The organism is Roseburia zhanii, assembly GCF_014287635.1.
Lineage (GTDB): Bacteria > Bacillota > Clostridia > Lachnospirales > Lachnospiraceae > Roseburia_B > Roseburia_B zhanii.
In genome coordinates, this window is sequence record NZ_JACOPH010000002.1 from 323,338 (window position 1) to 336,322 (window position 12,985).

Here is a 12,985-nt window from a genome sequence, read left to right on the forward strand (position 1 = left end):
CTTTTGATCCTGATGCCTGCTGACGGATACTCTCAATAATGTAAGCAGAGCGATAAGCCGGGTTATGTCGTGAATGATCATCTATCTAGGATAACTGTTACCAGTTATCTCAAGCAACTAACCTAAAGCTGGCGGGCCACGTCAACGCTTTTATTCAGTCTTGCTTCGGATGGGGTTTACATATGCCCTCTCTGTTACCAGAAAGGCGGTAGTCTTTTACACTGCCCTTCCACCCTTACCAGAAAAATCTGGCGGTATATTTCTGTTGCACTATCCTTAGAGTCGCCTCTACCGGACGTTATCCGGCATCCTGCCCTGTGAAGCCCGGACTTTCCTCACCTGTATGTTCATACAGCCGCGATCATTTACCCTACTTACTATGATTGACTTAATACATGAATTGTTCCATTGCTATGCAACTCACACAATTCTATTATACATGAAACGTACTTCCGCCAATAAATTCCCTTAAGATGGAATTTCTTCCGATCTCCTCACTAGGTACCGGCAGGAAATAATCTAAAAACTTCAAAAGTCTTTTTGCTTCCATATATTCCGGTGCCGTTTTCTCGATTCCGAACAATAACGGCTCCGCATATGATTTTAACACAGCCAGCTCATAAATCAAGCCCGAATTAAACATAACATCTGCACTGTCCTGAAATGGGAAGATATATTTCTCTTCTCCGCGTCTGACAGAATCCCACATGGCGATCGTTTCCTGTGCAGTTGTATTTCTTGTTCTCGCATCTCTTACAATACGGCGGATCAGTCTGCCGTCTGTCGTTGGCAGGTAGTTATGTTCGTCCACGTTGATCTGTGTTAAGGCACTGATAAAAATCTTAAATTTGCTTTCTTTTGGCAGGGTATAAGATAATTTGTCATTCAAGCCATGGATACCTTCAATGACTAAAATATCTCCTTCGCCTAATTTTAAGGTTCTGCCTTTGTATTCTCTTTTTCCTGTTTTAAAATTAAATGTCGGAAGTTCTACGGTTTCGCCATGTAAAAGTGCCTGCATATCCTGATTGAACAGTTCCACATCTAAGGCTTCTAAACATTCAAAATCATAGTTACCATTTTCATCTTTCGGACACTTCTCCCTGCTGTGGTAATAATCATCTAAACCTAATGGATAAGGATGCAGTCCTAATGTGGCAAGCTGAATGGAAAGGCGGTGTGAAAATGTTGTTTTTCCTGATGAGGACGGCCCTGCGATCATCACAAATTTATGGTGTTGGGAAGATGCAATCTTCTGTGCCAATTCCCCGATTTTCTTTTCCATTAAGGCTTCCTGCACTAAGATCATTTCCTGCATCCTGCCCTGTGCAATCGCATCATTTAATGCTCCGATCGTACCGACGCCCATCGTCTGGCTCCATTCCCTCGCACTGTTTAAAGTGTCAAAATGTTTTACTGAAGGCTTAAACTCTGCAACTTTTTTTGTATTTTCATTTGGGAACATGAGTACAAAACCGTCATCATAGAGCCGTAGATCAAAATATTTTAAATATCCGGTATGTGCTACCATATATCCATAGAAATAATCTAAATATCCATCTAAGGAATAGATATTGACATTAGAACTTCTTCTGTAACGGAACAGACGCTCCTTATCAGTCATGCCCAGTTCATGGAACAGGGCAACGGCTTCATCTAATCCCATACTGCTTTTTTCGATCGGGAGTTTTTCTTCTGCCATACGCAGCATTTCTTCTTTGACACGCTGCAATAAGGCTTCGTCTGGTTTTCCATATTCCACTAATTCACAGTAATATGCCTGACTGATGCAATGCATCACACGTATCACGGATTTTTTCTTACCAAGCAGATGATAAAGTGCTTTCTGTAATAACAGTGTCAGGCTTCTGCGGTATGCTTTGCGTCCTGCGGCATCGGCTGTTGTCACAAATTTAAGTTCTCCATCTTTATCTGCTTTCTTATGCAGTTCGCAGAGTCTGTTATCTAATGTGACTAATACAATATCGTCCTGATAATCTTTCTGGTACTCCTCTGCAATATCCAGATATAAAGTTCCCTTTTTATAGTTTTTTTCTTCTCCGTTGATCTTAAGTGTTACATATTCTTCACCCATATCATCTCTCCTTAAACCACCCAGAACGGAAATGTCAGTTTCTGAGTCATAATCTCTATATTCTCACAACGGCGTTCTAAATATTCTTTCATATAGGATACAAAAATATGTTCCAGTCCATAATGTCCGGCATCTATGATACAAAGTCCCTGTGCTACTGCATCAATTCCGTCATGGTGGTCGATATCCCCTGTAATAAGTACATCTGCGCCCTGTGCGATCGCATTTTTGATCTCACTTTTTCCAGATCCCGGTGAAATAGCCGCCCTAGTTAAGATCGTATCCGGTGTCCCGAATACTTTGACCTGCTCTAAAGAGAAAATTGCTTTTACAAATAATGCACATTGCTTTAATGTCATAGGATCGATCAAATTGCCGGTTCTTCCGATGCCTTCTTCTTTTCCGTCTGTAACGGCTGTTACATCCAATACTCTGCATTTTTCCAATCCGATCATGGCTGCTGATAGATCTGCCATGCCTCTGACATCGAAATTCGTATGCATCGCATAGCAGGCAATATCATGCCGGATCAGTTTGATCAGCCTTCTGCCGGTAAAATCGTCTGATGTGATCTGCTTCACCCCTTTAAAAATAAGCGGGTGATGCGTCAATAACATATCTGCACCTGCTGCGACTGCCGCATCAATGACTGCATCTGTTGCATCTAATGCAATATAGATTTTTTCTACTTCTTTTTCTAAGCTGCCTGTTAAAAGTCCTACATTATCCCAGTCACAGGCACAATATTCCGGTGACTGTTCTTCTAAAATATGAATCAATTCTCTACACTTCACCTGATATCACTCCTTAAAAATATGCCAGCGCCAATTTTGCACAGGCAAGTTTTTCTTCGATCTGCCCTATACGCAGTATGACTGCTTCTGTCTGTTCTGTTTTTGAAAGTTTCAAAAGTATCTGCTCCTGCTGACTGATGGTATGCTGTAAAAAACAATATAAAACTTCATTTTTATCACGCAGCAGACATTCTCCATAACGGCAGAGTACCTGCCCATCTTCACTCAAATATCTATCCTGCTCTTGTTTTGTCAGCTGCTTCGTAAGATCCACATGCATCATGGGATAATATTTTCCATCTTCAAAGACCATATCTTCCCGATCGATCACATAACCTTTCCGGTAAATGTATTCCCGTACTTTTGCAATGTCTGACTGCGGCTGTAAGATCAGTTCCTTTGCTGATGCGATCACAGCCTCTCCATCCTGTAAGATATGGAGTGTCACACCTCCGCCCATTCCTGCGATCAGAATGGAATCCGCTTCGCCCTCTAAGAGAGCTGCTACTCCATCAGAAAGTCTTGTTGTTATGTAATCACCCAATCCATATGTTTCAATATGTTCTTTGGCACGCAGCAGCGGACCTTTTTTAATATCCATCGCAAATGCTTTTGCGATCTTATTTGTCTGTACTAAACAGACCGGTATATATCCATGGTCAGTGCCGACATCTGCAAGGATACTGTTTTCTGATACCATATCTGCCAGATGTGACAATCTTTTTGAAAGTTTTACCATATGCTTACTCTAAATAATCTTTCAACTTGCGGCTTCTGCTCGGATGACGCAGTTTGCGCAGGGCTTTTGCTTCGATCTGACGGATTCGTTCACGGGTAACATTAAATTCTTTTCCTACTTCCTCTAATGTCCTTGCACGGCCATCATCCAGACCGAAACGGAGTGTCAACACTTTCTGTTCACGTTCTGTCAGCGTACCAAGTACTTCCTGAAGCTGTTCTTTTAACAGTGTAAATGCTGCTGCATCAGCCGGAACCGGAACATTATCATCCTGGATAAAGTCACCTAAATGGCTGTCTTCTTCTTCACCGATCGGTGTTTCTAAGGAAACCGGTTCCTGTGAGATCTTTAAGATTTCACGCACACGGTCGACCGGCATATTCATCTCTGCTGCAATTTCCTCCGGTGACGGCTCCCGTCCTAATTCCTGTAATAACTGTCTGCTCACACGGATCAGTTTGTTGATCGTTTCTACCATATGCACCGGAATACGGATTGTTCTTGCCTGATCTGCGATCGCTCTTGTGATTGCCTGACGAATCCACCACGTTGCATAAGTGGAAAACTTATATCCTTTCCGGTAATCAAATTTTTCGACTGCTTTAATAAGACCTAAATTTCCTTCCTGGATCAGGTCTAAAAACAACATACCGCGTCCTACGTATCGCTTTGCAATGGAAACAACCAGACGAAGGTTCGCTTCTGCTAACCGTTTCTTAGCTTCCTGATCGCCAAGTTCCATACGTTTTGCTAATTCAATCTCTTCTTCTGCACTTAAAAGCGGCACTTTACCGATCTCTTTTAAATACATACGCACCGGATCTTCAATGCTCACTCCATCCGGTACAGAGAGATCGATCTTCTCCACTTCGATTTCTTCTTCATCATCTAAGAGGATCTCCTCGTCATCCTCGTCATCACTGATACGAAGCACGTCGATATTGTTTGCCTCTAAACAGTCTAAGATCTTTTCAAATTCTTCTGCATTTAATTCCATGCTCTGGAAGAAATCACTGATTTCCTGATATTCGAGCATATTTTTCTTTTTCTTTGCGATTTCCACAAGTTCTTTTAATTTCTCTGTCAGTTTTGCTGCACGCTCCGCTTTATCTGCTGCAACAATCTCTGTTTTTTGATTTTTCGTACTCTTTTCTGTTTTACTTTTCTTTTCTTCCATGTCTTCTTCCTCTCATAGTTAGTTATGAACAGTAACCTATTTTGTCCTTATTCGATAGAAATATGCATTTTTTCTAATTGTTCTAACTGTCGCTTATCTGCTACTAACTGCTGTAAGCCTGCCATATCGGTCGGTGCTAAATTCGCTGAACGGTGGTCGATACTGTTCTTTTTGATCCGCACAACCGTTTCTTTTAATGCTTTTTCCATATCTGCCCTTGTTTCGATATTGTGGATATGTGCGTTGAACAAAGAAGCAATCTCTCTTTGGTCCTCTTCGCTCTCAAACATGCTGATGATCTTTGCCGGATTGACCGTCTTCGTTTCTTCAAACTGCTCATATAAGATCTTTGCAACTCTGCCATAGACTTCTTCGGTAAAATCCGACGGTGTGATATATGTTCCAATGACCGGAAACAATCGGGTATCTTCAATGAGCCATGTCAAGAGCAGTTTCTGTGACTGCTTCATGCCGTTTTCTTTTTTCTTGTTCTCATGAATACCGGATTTTAACGGTGGTTTCTTTGCGGTGATGCCGCCTTTTGTCCCTAGATGCAGGACTAATTTCCGAAGATTTTCGAATCCGATCTGGTACTTGCCTGCAACTGCTTCTATATAATTATCACGTTCAAGGTCTTCTGTAAATCCTAACAGTTTCTGTGCAACTTCATTATAAAATGCAGTCTTGCCTTCCGGATCGTTCATATCATAATTCTGCTCTAACATACGGATCTCAAACATAAAACTGTTTTCTGCCTGTGCGATCCGTTCCTCATAAGCCTCTGCCCCTAAAGCCTTAATGAATTCATCAGGATCTTTATATGGACGCATATTGATGACTTTTGTCACGATCCCTACTTCCTTTAAGATTGGTATCGCACGTAAGGCAGCCTTCACACCTGCGCCATCACTGTCATAGGTTAAATATACTTCCCTGGTATACCGTTTCAGCAGATTCGCATGTCCGCTTGTCAGTGCCGTTCCTAAAGATGCAACGGCATTGTCAAATCCTGCCTGATGCAGTGCGATCACATCCATATAGCCTTCACATAGCAGAAGCTGTGGTTTTTTGGTCGTTCTTGCAAAATTAAGTCCGTATAAGTTACGGCTTTTGTCAAAAATCCTGGTTTCAGGGGAATTCAGATATTTCGGTTCTCCTTCTCCCATGACACGCCCGCCAAATCCGATGATCTTATTGTGCACATCCATGATCGGAAACATCGCCCGGTTCCAGAACTTATCATGTCCGCCGCGGCGTTCGTCATAAGAGATCAGACCGCTGTCTTTTAACAGTTCATCTTCATATCCTTTATTTCTTAAATAATGGTAAAGATCATCACTGAACTTATCCGAATAACCAAGCCCGAACTTCCGCATGGTTTCTTCGCTTAAACCACGCTTTTTAAAATAATCAAGTGCCTGTGTTCCATGTTCACTCCGAAGCAGCATATAATAATATTTTCCTGCTTCTTTATTCACTTCTAAAAGTCTTTGTCTCCTGTCCGCTTCCCGCTTCATCTGTGGAGAATACTCCTGCACCGGCAGTTCTACACCTGCCCGCTCTGCCAATGCCTGCATTGCTTCTGCAAATGTAAAATTCTCATACTCCATCAGAAATGTAAATACATTTCCTCCGGCACCACATCCAAAGCAGTAATACATCTGCTTTCCCGGAGTTACAGAAAAAGAAGCCGTCTTTTCATTATGAAACGGACACAGCCCAAAGTAAGTACTTCCTCTTTTCTGTAATCTGACATAATTCGAGATCACATCGACAATATCATTCCTTGAACGGACTTCTTCTATTAAATCATCTGAATAAAACGGCACACTCCTTCCCTCCTTTTTCTATCTCAAATCCAACTTTAATAGCCATCGACCTGCCATGCCTGCGGCAGGAAAAATTCGCTGAACTTTGCAATGGCATACTGATCTGTCATACCGGAAATATAATCACAGACGATACGCTCCTTTGTTTCACCGGTATCGGTCATCCGTATATATTTCTCCGGGATCAGTTCCATATGATCTAAATAGTAATCATAAAGCTGTTCTAATAATGCCCTCGCTTTGACTTCTTCACCCTTTGCGACAGGATTCTTATAGACATGCTCAAACATAAATTCACGCAGCTTTAACATTGCTTCTCCGACTTCTTTTGACATCATAATGTCATCTTTGCCGATACTGTTTGTGATAATATTATGTATTAAAGTATTCAAACGTTCTTTTGTCGTATGTCCTAAAATATCACGCAGATCTTTTGGAATATCTTCCTCTACCATGATCTGTGCACGTATCGCATCATCGATATCGTGATTGATATAGGCGATCTTATCGGAAAGCCTTACGATCTTTCCCTCTAAAGTATGAGGCATCGTCTTTGTCTGATGATTTAAGATACCATCCCGCACTTCCCATGTCAGGTTTAGTCCTCTGCCGTTTTTTTCTAATTTTTCTACAATACGGACACCCTGTTCATTATGGTGAAATCCGTTCGGACAAAGCGAATCTAAAATCTGTTCTCCTGCGTGTCCGAAAGGTGTATGCCCAAGATCATGCCCTAATGCGATCGCTTCTACTAAATCTTCATTTAAACGTAATGCCTTTCCGATCGTTCTTGCATTCTGGGATACTTCCAGGGTATGCGACAAACGGGTGCGGTAATGATCACCTTTGGGTGTCAGAAAAACCTGTGTCTTGTTCTTTAATCTCCGAAAAGACTTGCAATGTAAGATCCTGTCACGATCTCTCTGAAAAACCGGACGGATATCACAGGGTTCTTCTTCCCGTTCCCTGCCTCTTGTATGAATACTAAGGGTTGCATATGGACTCAATGTTTCCTGTTCCATTTTTTCAATATTTTCACGAATTGTCATTTATTCATCTCCCATATTGACTTAGCCAAATGAATCCCTACTCTTTATATTTACCGCATTTTTTTCTCTTTTCCTTTTTTTATTACATTTTTTTTAAAAATTTAGTTACGATTCAAGGCTAATTTCAAACATTGCCTCTGACTTGTCGTGCTCGCACGTAAAAGGCAGATGTAATGTTTGAAATGATACTGCGAAGCAGTAACTACAAAAAAGATGCCGCAGATTTACTTTCCGTGACATCTTTGTATGCTAAGCTGTTCCTTTATTCACATGATAACTAACGATGCAAAACAGACAATATCTGCTTCAATTCATGTACATCTAATTGTCCGGGAGCAGATGTCTTTCCTGCTGCCCCAAAGGTGAGAGCTGAACCTGTCAATTCTCCGCAGATCCGGCTGATCATTCCATCATGTGACATGGACATGGTAATAATCGGGCGGTCTGCATACTGTTCATGCATCTCTGTTGTTGCTTCTAATAATGACAATACATCTGCCTTCTTCTCCGGCATGACTGCTATCTTTGGAATATCTGCATCATACGACTGCATCTGACGTAGCCGTTTTATGATTTCTTCTTTGGGTGGTGTCTTTGTAAAATCATGGTTAGATGCTACTACTTTAACTCCTGCCTGATGTGCTGCTACAATCAGCCGTTTTACGGTATCTTCCCCGATAAATGCTTCAATATCGATCAGATCTGCATAGCCGCTGTTTATAACGGCAAGATTCAGTTTTTCATAATCTGCTTTTAAAATCTCTTTTTCTCCACCTTCTTTTGCTGTACGGAAAGTGGCAAGTAATGGCATCTCTCCTAAGATATTTCGCAGTTTTTCTGCTGTTTTTACGACTGCCTGTTCATCTGTGACCTGTGCGTACCAGTCCATACGCCATTCTACAATATCTGCCGGCAGAGTTTTTATTTTTTCAGCTTCTGTTAGTATATTTTCTTCTGTGTTCTCTACGATGGGGACGCAGATTTTTGGCATTCCTTCACCGATAATTAAGTTTCTGACTTTTACTGTTTTCATTTGGGGACTCCTGTTGGTTTTTTCTTGTAATATTTCTCTTATAATGAATGTTATGTTTTGAGATGGCTTTGTAGTTAAGGATAGCGTATGTAGGGGATTATGTAAAGTGGAATGATGGATAAATTGTGAGCCTGTGTCTGGGTAGGGTTTTGGTATACTGTCATTGCGTCCGTATCCGGTGGTCTGGTTTCAGCCCGGTTTTCTAGTGTGCCTACGCAGGTGGTGACATAAGCACTTATTCTAAAAACTGCCCAAAACTCGCCTTTTATGCGGTGGAAAGTTTATCGTTATTAAGCTCAGACAGTTGGGCAGTTTTTGCGCTTATGTCACCATCTGCTAAGGCACACACGAAAACCGGTCAATGAAACCAGACCACCGGATACGGACGCAATGGCAGTATAATCTACACTTTGTTTGACACAGGCAATTTACGTTGTGGTGGGTTGGTGTCTGGAATGTGCAGCTATAATTTATGTGGTGGGGAAGGATAAGGTTTCTTTTGGGATTTCAGTATATTCTGAAAAATTTGAATTTATTTCATCACTCATAAATAACAAACTTTCTGATCATATTTTCTGTTTTTTATGGCTACTTCACAGAACACTTGCAAGATAAGGGTTCTGATATCTGTCCACGAAAACGTAGCCTGCCTGTGTCTTTACTGCGTAAATCAAACTGCCATCGTGCGTATAGCGTCCACGGTTTCATTGACCGGCTTTCGTGTGCACCTTAGCTAGCTTTGGCATAAGCGTAAAAAACTGCCCAACTGTCTGAGCTTAATAACGATAGACTCTCCACCAGATAAAAGGCGAGTTTTGGGCAGTTTTTTGAATAAACGCTTACGCCAAAGCCAGCTTAGGTGCACCAGAAAGCCGAGCTGAAACCAGTGGACGCTATACGCACGATGGCAGTTTGTCACCACCGCTCCCAACCAGACACAGGCTCACTACCTTCCGTCTAATCCATTACACTCACATCAAGCCTCCAGTTCTCCGCCTTCTACCTGATCTCATCATATAAAAGTCCAGAATTTTCAGTTGCTACTTCTACCTATCGGTATGTACGCCGGAAAAAAATGTTTCTGCCCGATGCTCCCATGTGTACGCAGCCTGTGCTTTCCGGTATGCATGATCTGTGATGTTTTTGATCTCAGCAGGATGTTTATAGATATCTGCTAACTTTTCTGTCAATGTATCTAAATCACTGTCATTATATAAAACTGCTTCTTTTTGATCTGCCAATTCATTTCTTGAAAATGGAGTATCCTCTGTAAAAGCCAGTGTATGGTTTAGCATTGCTGTATACACTCTGTCATGCAGTCCACCATGAAAACATGGGGTCGTATTAAGCAGTATTTTCGCATCTGCCATCATCTGTATCGACACCGGATAAGAAACTCCACCGGTATAAAGCGTGACCTGCTTATGATGCAGTTCATCTAATACATCCCAGCCATGCCCGATCACTGTAAATGGTATTTTGGATTTTTCCGCTGCAATTACTGCTTTTTTCCGTTTCAGATTCCGAAGATATTTATCTGCTAAATATGCATGATTTAAACGTACTGCAAACTCTGCTTCTGTTAAAACTTCACCCTGATCCCTTAGATAAGCAGCCAGGGCATCTTCCTGCGTCAGGGCATGGTCAGCATCCATCATATCGATCAAGGCACTGACTTCTTTTTTTAATGGCAATGCATAATCTTCTAACTGTTCATGCAATGCTGCCTCCGGTTCATATGTCCCTAAAAAAAGAAGCTCAAACCTTTTTTGTTCAAGCTCTTTTTCAAATTGCGCCTCTGCGGCACCAAGCGGCAGATAATATACCTGCCTGATCTGCGGATAATATTTCTGCATATATTTCTGATGGCAGGTATCAATACAGATCACCGAATAATGCGAAAATCCACACCGGATACCCACATGATGATAGAGTGGGTGATCGACTAAATAATTATAAAACGGCACCTGAAATGCCTCTAAATATGGTGTACCGTCCTCTAATTCCATTCTCGGCAGAAGGGAATTAAAGTCAAGTGCAGCCATATATTTTTCCTGCCCTGCTAAAACCGTTTCTAATTTTTCTTCCATCCGAAGTGACAGATCACAGACTTCTACCGGATAGCCAAGAGATTCAAATGCCTGCTTTAAGCACTTGATGAAATACCGGTTTGATTCATAGCAGAGATCTCTTGATTCAAATAATAAGACCGTATCTTTCATGTTCTCTCCTGTCAGCTTCTGTGTATATGCTGATGTGTAAACAAATGATCCTGACAATATTCATAATTTCCTTCACATTTTGAACAGAACCGGAATTCGAGTGTCGGATCATCTAACTCTGTCCTGCCACAAATTGCACATTTATGCTTTGTTACACCGCCATGACCTGCCGGCTGTCGCATCTGTGACTTAAATGTCTGCCTTCTGTGGATCTCCTTTGGAGAAATCCGTTTGTAATTCCTTGTGGAAAAATAAAATACAAGGAAGTTAAGCAGTGACATGATAATCGCTACCCTGCCTGCCCAATTCGTCTGGATCAGGCTGAAGATGATCAAAACGCCATAGACAACTGCCATCCATTTCATTTTGATCGGGATAATGAAATATAACAGTACTTCCATATCCGGATAACATACGGCAAATGCTAAGAAAATTGCCATGTTAATGTAATTTGTAGAGAAGAATGCTCCCATTCCGGCAACCGGAACACCATAGACCGCATACATCACTCCGTAAAGGATAAATGCTCCGATCACAGTAAAGATGATTCCGCCAAAAATGTACACATTAAAACGGAATGTACCCCATGTACGTTCCAATGCCTGTCCTAACTGGTAATAAAAGATCACCATGATAACTGCAAATAAGAGGCTTGAATCCGGTGGCATCAGTACCCATGTCACTAACCGCCAGATCTGTCCTTTTAAAATATAATACGGCTCTAAGGTCAGATAATTTAAAACACCTGGTGCTAAATAACTTAGTGTATATCCGACTACATAACCTGCTAATATCCATACGATCAGATTCGGGATCGCAAATCTGCCCATCTTCCGTTCCAGCTTATTCAAAAAATTGTTCATTTTCATTCCGCCTTTTCGTATTTTTTATAACTTGCATTATAAGTTGTCAGATATTCTTTGTCAACGCATATCAGTGGATTGTTCAGAACAAAAAAATCCATTTAAAATTACTTTTCGTCATTTCAAATGGATTTTTATGGGAGTGATCTGTAACAGGAATCATTCCTTTTTGTTTTCCTGCATTTTCCTTAGAAACTCATTTGGAAGTATCACTTTGATTCGTGAATGTTTAAAATCAGACGGATTTCTTGTAACGAGATAATCTGCCATAGACGCAACGGCACATTCTTCCTGCAGACCATCCTCAAAATCCGAAAACATTTCATTTTCCAATGCAGCAATTATTCTCTTTTCATTTAATTCTGAAACCTGAAATATTTTACATAAATTCTTTAAAAGATATCTTCTTTCTTCCTGACTAAATTCTTTTCTAAGTATATAAAACAAATTTGGAATACTATGTGCAGCAAGTACTCCTGTGATTTCCCTTGTTGCACATTTTTCCATTATTTGTTTCGCATCTGTAGCATATGGTTCCCGATCGGCAAGTGCATCTATTATAATATTTGTATCAATCAGGATTACCATACTTTTCCTCCCTCGCCAGTTCTAATTCTTTATCTGCATCAAAATCTTCGGATAATCTTCCGCTAAATTTCAGCACACCTTCAAGTGCTTCCATCGCCTGCTTTTTCTCTGCTGTTTTGTCAGATGACATTTCTTCAAGATTTTGAAGAATGTTGATCACATAAAACATATTATCATCCGGTATACGTTCTATCAATTCTACTGCCCGTTCCTTCATGTGTGTCATCATGCACCAACCCCTTCCTTTTCTTTTATCATACTGTAAGTCTTACCCCATTTCAACAAATTATTTTAAAATTTTAGATACCCCTAACTTCTTGGCATATTCCTTAACGAAACCGGTATGCACAGTTCATCCCCGACCTGCAGATTATAAATATCTACAAAAGGATTCGCATACATCACCTGCACAAGCGGTACATGATACTTTCTGCTCAATGTATATAAAGTATCTCCTTCTTTTACAACATGAATAATTCCCCTGCACTCCATCATAAACTCCATATAGCAATCGTTATCATATTGTATGCACCCAGCCTGCATCTGCTACTGCCAAAACAATATCTGCTATCCGAAATTTTAGCAAAAGTTTTGAA

12 protein-coding genes and 1 other RNA gene are annotated in these 12,985 nt (G+C 40.9%); all 13 read right to left on the minus strand.

Translation table 11 applies throughout. The annotated features are described in order from the left end of the window. Positions 1-37: 37 nt before the first annotated feature. Positions 38-377: RNase P RNA component class A (gene rnpB, locus H8S17_RS04570), an RNA gene on the minus strand. A gap of 56 nt (positions 378-433) precedes the next feature. Continuing rightward, positions 434-2,095, minus strand: coding sequence for a nucleoside kinase (locus H8S17_RS04575; RefSeq protein WP_186866415.1), 1,662 nt, complete (start codon positions 2,093-2,095; stop codon positions 434-436). An 11-nt stretch (positions 2,096-2,106) separates the two neighbouring features. After that, the gene (locus H8S17_RS04580; RefSeq protein ID WP_186866416.1) at positions 2,107-2,889 is read right to left on the minus strand and encodes a Nif3-like dinuclear metal center hexameric protein; all 783 of its coding nucleotides are present in this window, start codon (positions 2,887-2,889) and stop codon (positions 2,107-2,109) included. Between the two features lie 13 nt (positions 2,890-2,902). Next, positions 2,903-3,628: a tRNA (adenine(22)-N(1))-methyltransferase gene (locus H8S17_RS04585; RefSeq protein WP_186866417.1), complete on the minus strand. Its 726-nt coding sequence runs from the start codon at positions 3,626-3,628 to the stop codon at positions 2,903-2,905. 4 nt (positions 3,629-3,632) lie between these two features. After that, entirely contained in the window at positions 3,633-4,805 is a 1,173-nt protein-coding gene (gene rpoD / locus H8S17_RS04590) for an RNA polymerase sigma factor RpoD (protein ID WP_207723359.1), read from the minus strand. Positions 4,806-4,852: 47 nt separating this feature from the next. Further along, positions 4,853-6,634 carry a DNA primase gene (gene dnaG, locus H8S17_RS04595; RefSeq protein WP_178050697.1) on the minus strand — a complete coding sequence of 594 codons (1,782 nt, stop codon included), beginning with the start codon at positions 6,632-6,634 and terminating at the stop codon, positions 4,853-4,855. A gap of 35 nt (positions 6,635-6,669) precedes the next feature. Next, positions 6,670-7,683 carry a deoxyguanosinetriphosphate triphosphohydrolase gene (locus H8S17_RS04600; protein WP_178050696.1) on the minus strand — a complete coding sequence of 338 codons (1,014 nt, stop codon included), beginning with the start codon at positions 7,681-7,683 and terminating at the stop codon, positions 6,670-6,672. 277 nt (positions 7,684-7,960) lie between these two features. Beyond that, a complete protein-coding gene (gene aroD / locus H8S17_RS04605; RefSeq protein WP_186866418.1) occupies positions 7,961-8,716 on the minus strand; it encodes a type I 3-dehydroquinate dehydratase in 756 nt (251 codons plus the stop codon). A 1,046-nt stretch (positions 8,717-9,762) separates the two neighbouring features. Beyond that, positions 9,763-10,938 carry a glycosyltransferase gene (locus tag H8S17_RS04610; protein ID WP_186866419.1) on the minus strand — a complete coding sequence of 392 codons (1,176 nt, stop codon included), beginning with the start codon at positions 10,936-10,938 and terminating at the stop codon, positions 9,763-9,765. Between the two features lie 11 nt (positions 10,939-10,949). Continuing rightward, positions 10,950-11,801, minus strand: a complete 852-nt coding sequence (locus tag H8S17_RS04615) for a hypothetical protein (RefSeq protein ID WP_186866420.1) — start codon at positions 11,799-11,801, stop codon at positions 10,950-10,952. Between the two features lie 159 nt (positions 11,802-11,960). Then, positions 11,961-12,389, minus strand: a complete 429-nt coding sequence (locus H8S17_RS04620) for a PIN domain-containing protein (protein WP_178051816.1) — start codon at positions 12,387-12,389, stop codon at positions 11,961-11,963. Continuing rightward, positions 12,373-12,618, minus strand: coding sequence for a dihydrodipicolinate reductase (locus H8S17_RS04625; RefSeq protein ID WP_186866421.1), 246 nt, complete (start codon positions 12,616-12,618; stop codon positions 12,373-12,375). Before H8S17_RS04625 ends, H8S17_RS04620 begins: the two co-directional genes overlap by 17 nt. A gap of 80 nt (positions 12,619-12,698) precedes the next feature. After that, positions 12,699-12,881 (minus strand): LysM peptidoglycan-binding domain-containing protein, encoded by a 183-nt coding sequence (locus tag H8S17_RS04630; protein ID WP_243237966.1) that lies wholly within the window; start codon positions 12,879-12,881, stop codon positions 12,699-12,701. Positions 12,882-12,985 lie beyond the last annotated feature (104 nt).

Excerpts from the sequence above, each read along its gene's own strand:
- H8S17_RS04575 (WP_186866415.1), bottom strand. The coding sequence starts at position 2,095 with ATGGGTGAAGAATATGTAACACTTAAGATCAACGGAGAAGAAAAAAAC.
- H8S17_RS04585 (WP_186866417.1), bottom strand. The coding sequence starts at position 3,628 with ATGGTAAAACTTTCAAAAAGATTGTCACATCTGGCAGATATGGTATCA.
- rpoD (WP_207723359.1), bottom strand. The coding sequence starts at position 4,805 with ATGGAAGAAAAGAAAAGTAAAACAGAAAAGAGTACGAAAAATCAAAAA.
- H8S17_RS04600 (WP_178050696.1), bottom strand. The coding sequence starts at position 7,683 with ATGACAATTCGTGAAAATATTGAAAAAATGGAACAGGAAACATTGAGT.
- aroD (WP_186866418.1), bottom strand. The coding sequence starts at position 8,716 with ATGAAAACAGTAAAAGTCAGAAACTTAATTATCGGTGAAGGAATGCCA.
- H8S17_RS04610 (WP_186866419.1), bottom strand. The coding sequence starts at position 10,938 with ATGAAAGATACGGTCTTATTATTTGAATCAAGAGATCTCTGCTATGAA.
- H8S17_RS04615 (WP_186866420.1), bottom strand. The coding sequence starts at position 11,801 with ATGAACAATTTTTTGAATAAGCTGGAACGGAAGATGGGCAGATTTGCG.
- H8S17_RS04620 (WP_178051816.1), bottom strand. The coding sequence starts at position 12,389 with ATGGTAATCCTGATTGATACAAATATTATAATAGATGCACTTGCCGAT.
- H8S17_RS04625 (WP_186866421.1), bottom strand. The coding sequence starts at position 12,618 with ATGATGACACACATGAAGGAACGGGCAGTAGAATTGATAGAACGTATA.
- H8S17_RS04630 (WP_243237966.1), bottom strand. The coding sequence starts at position 12,881 with ATGGAGTGCAGGGGAATTATTCATGTTGTAAAAGAAGGAGATACTTTA.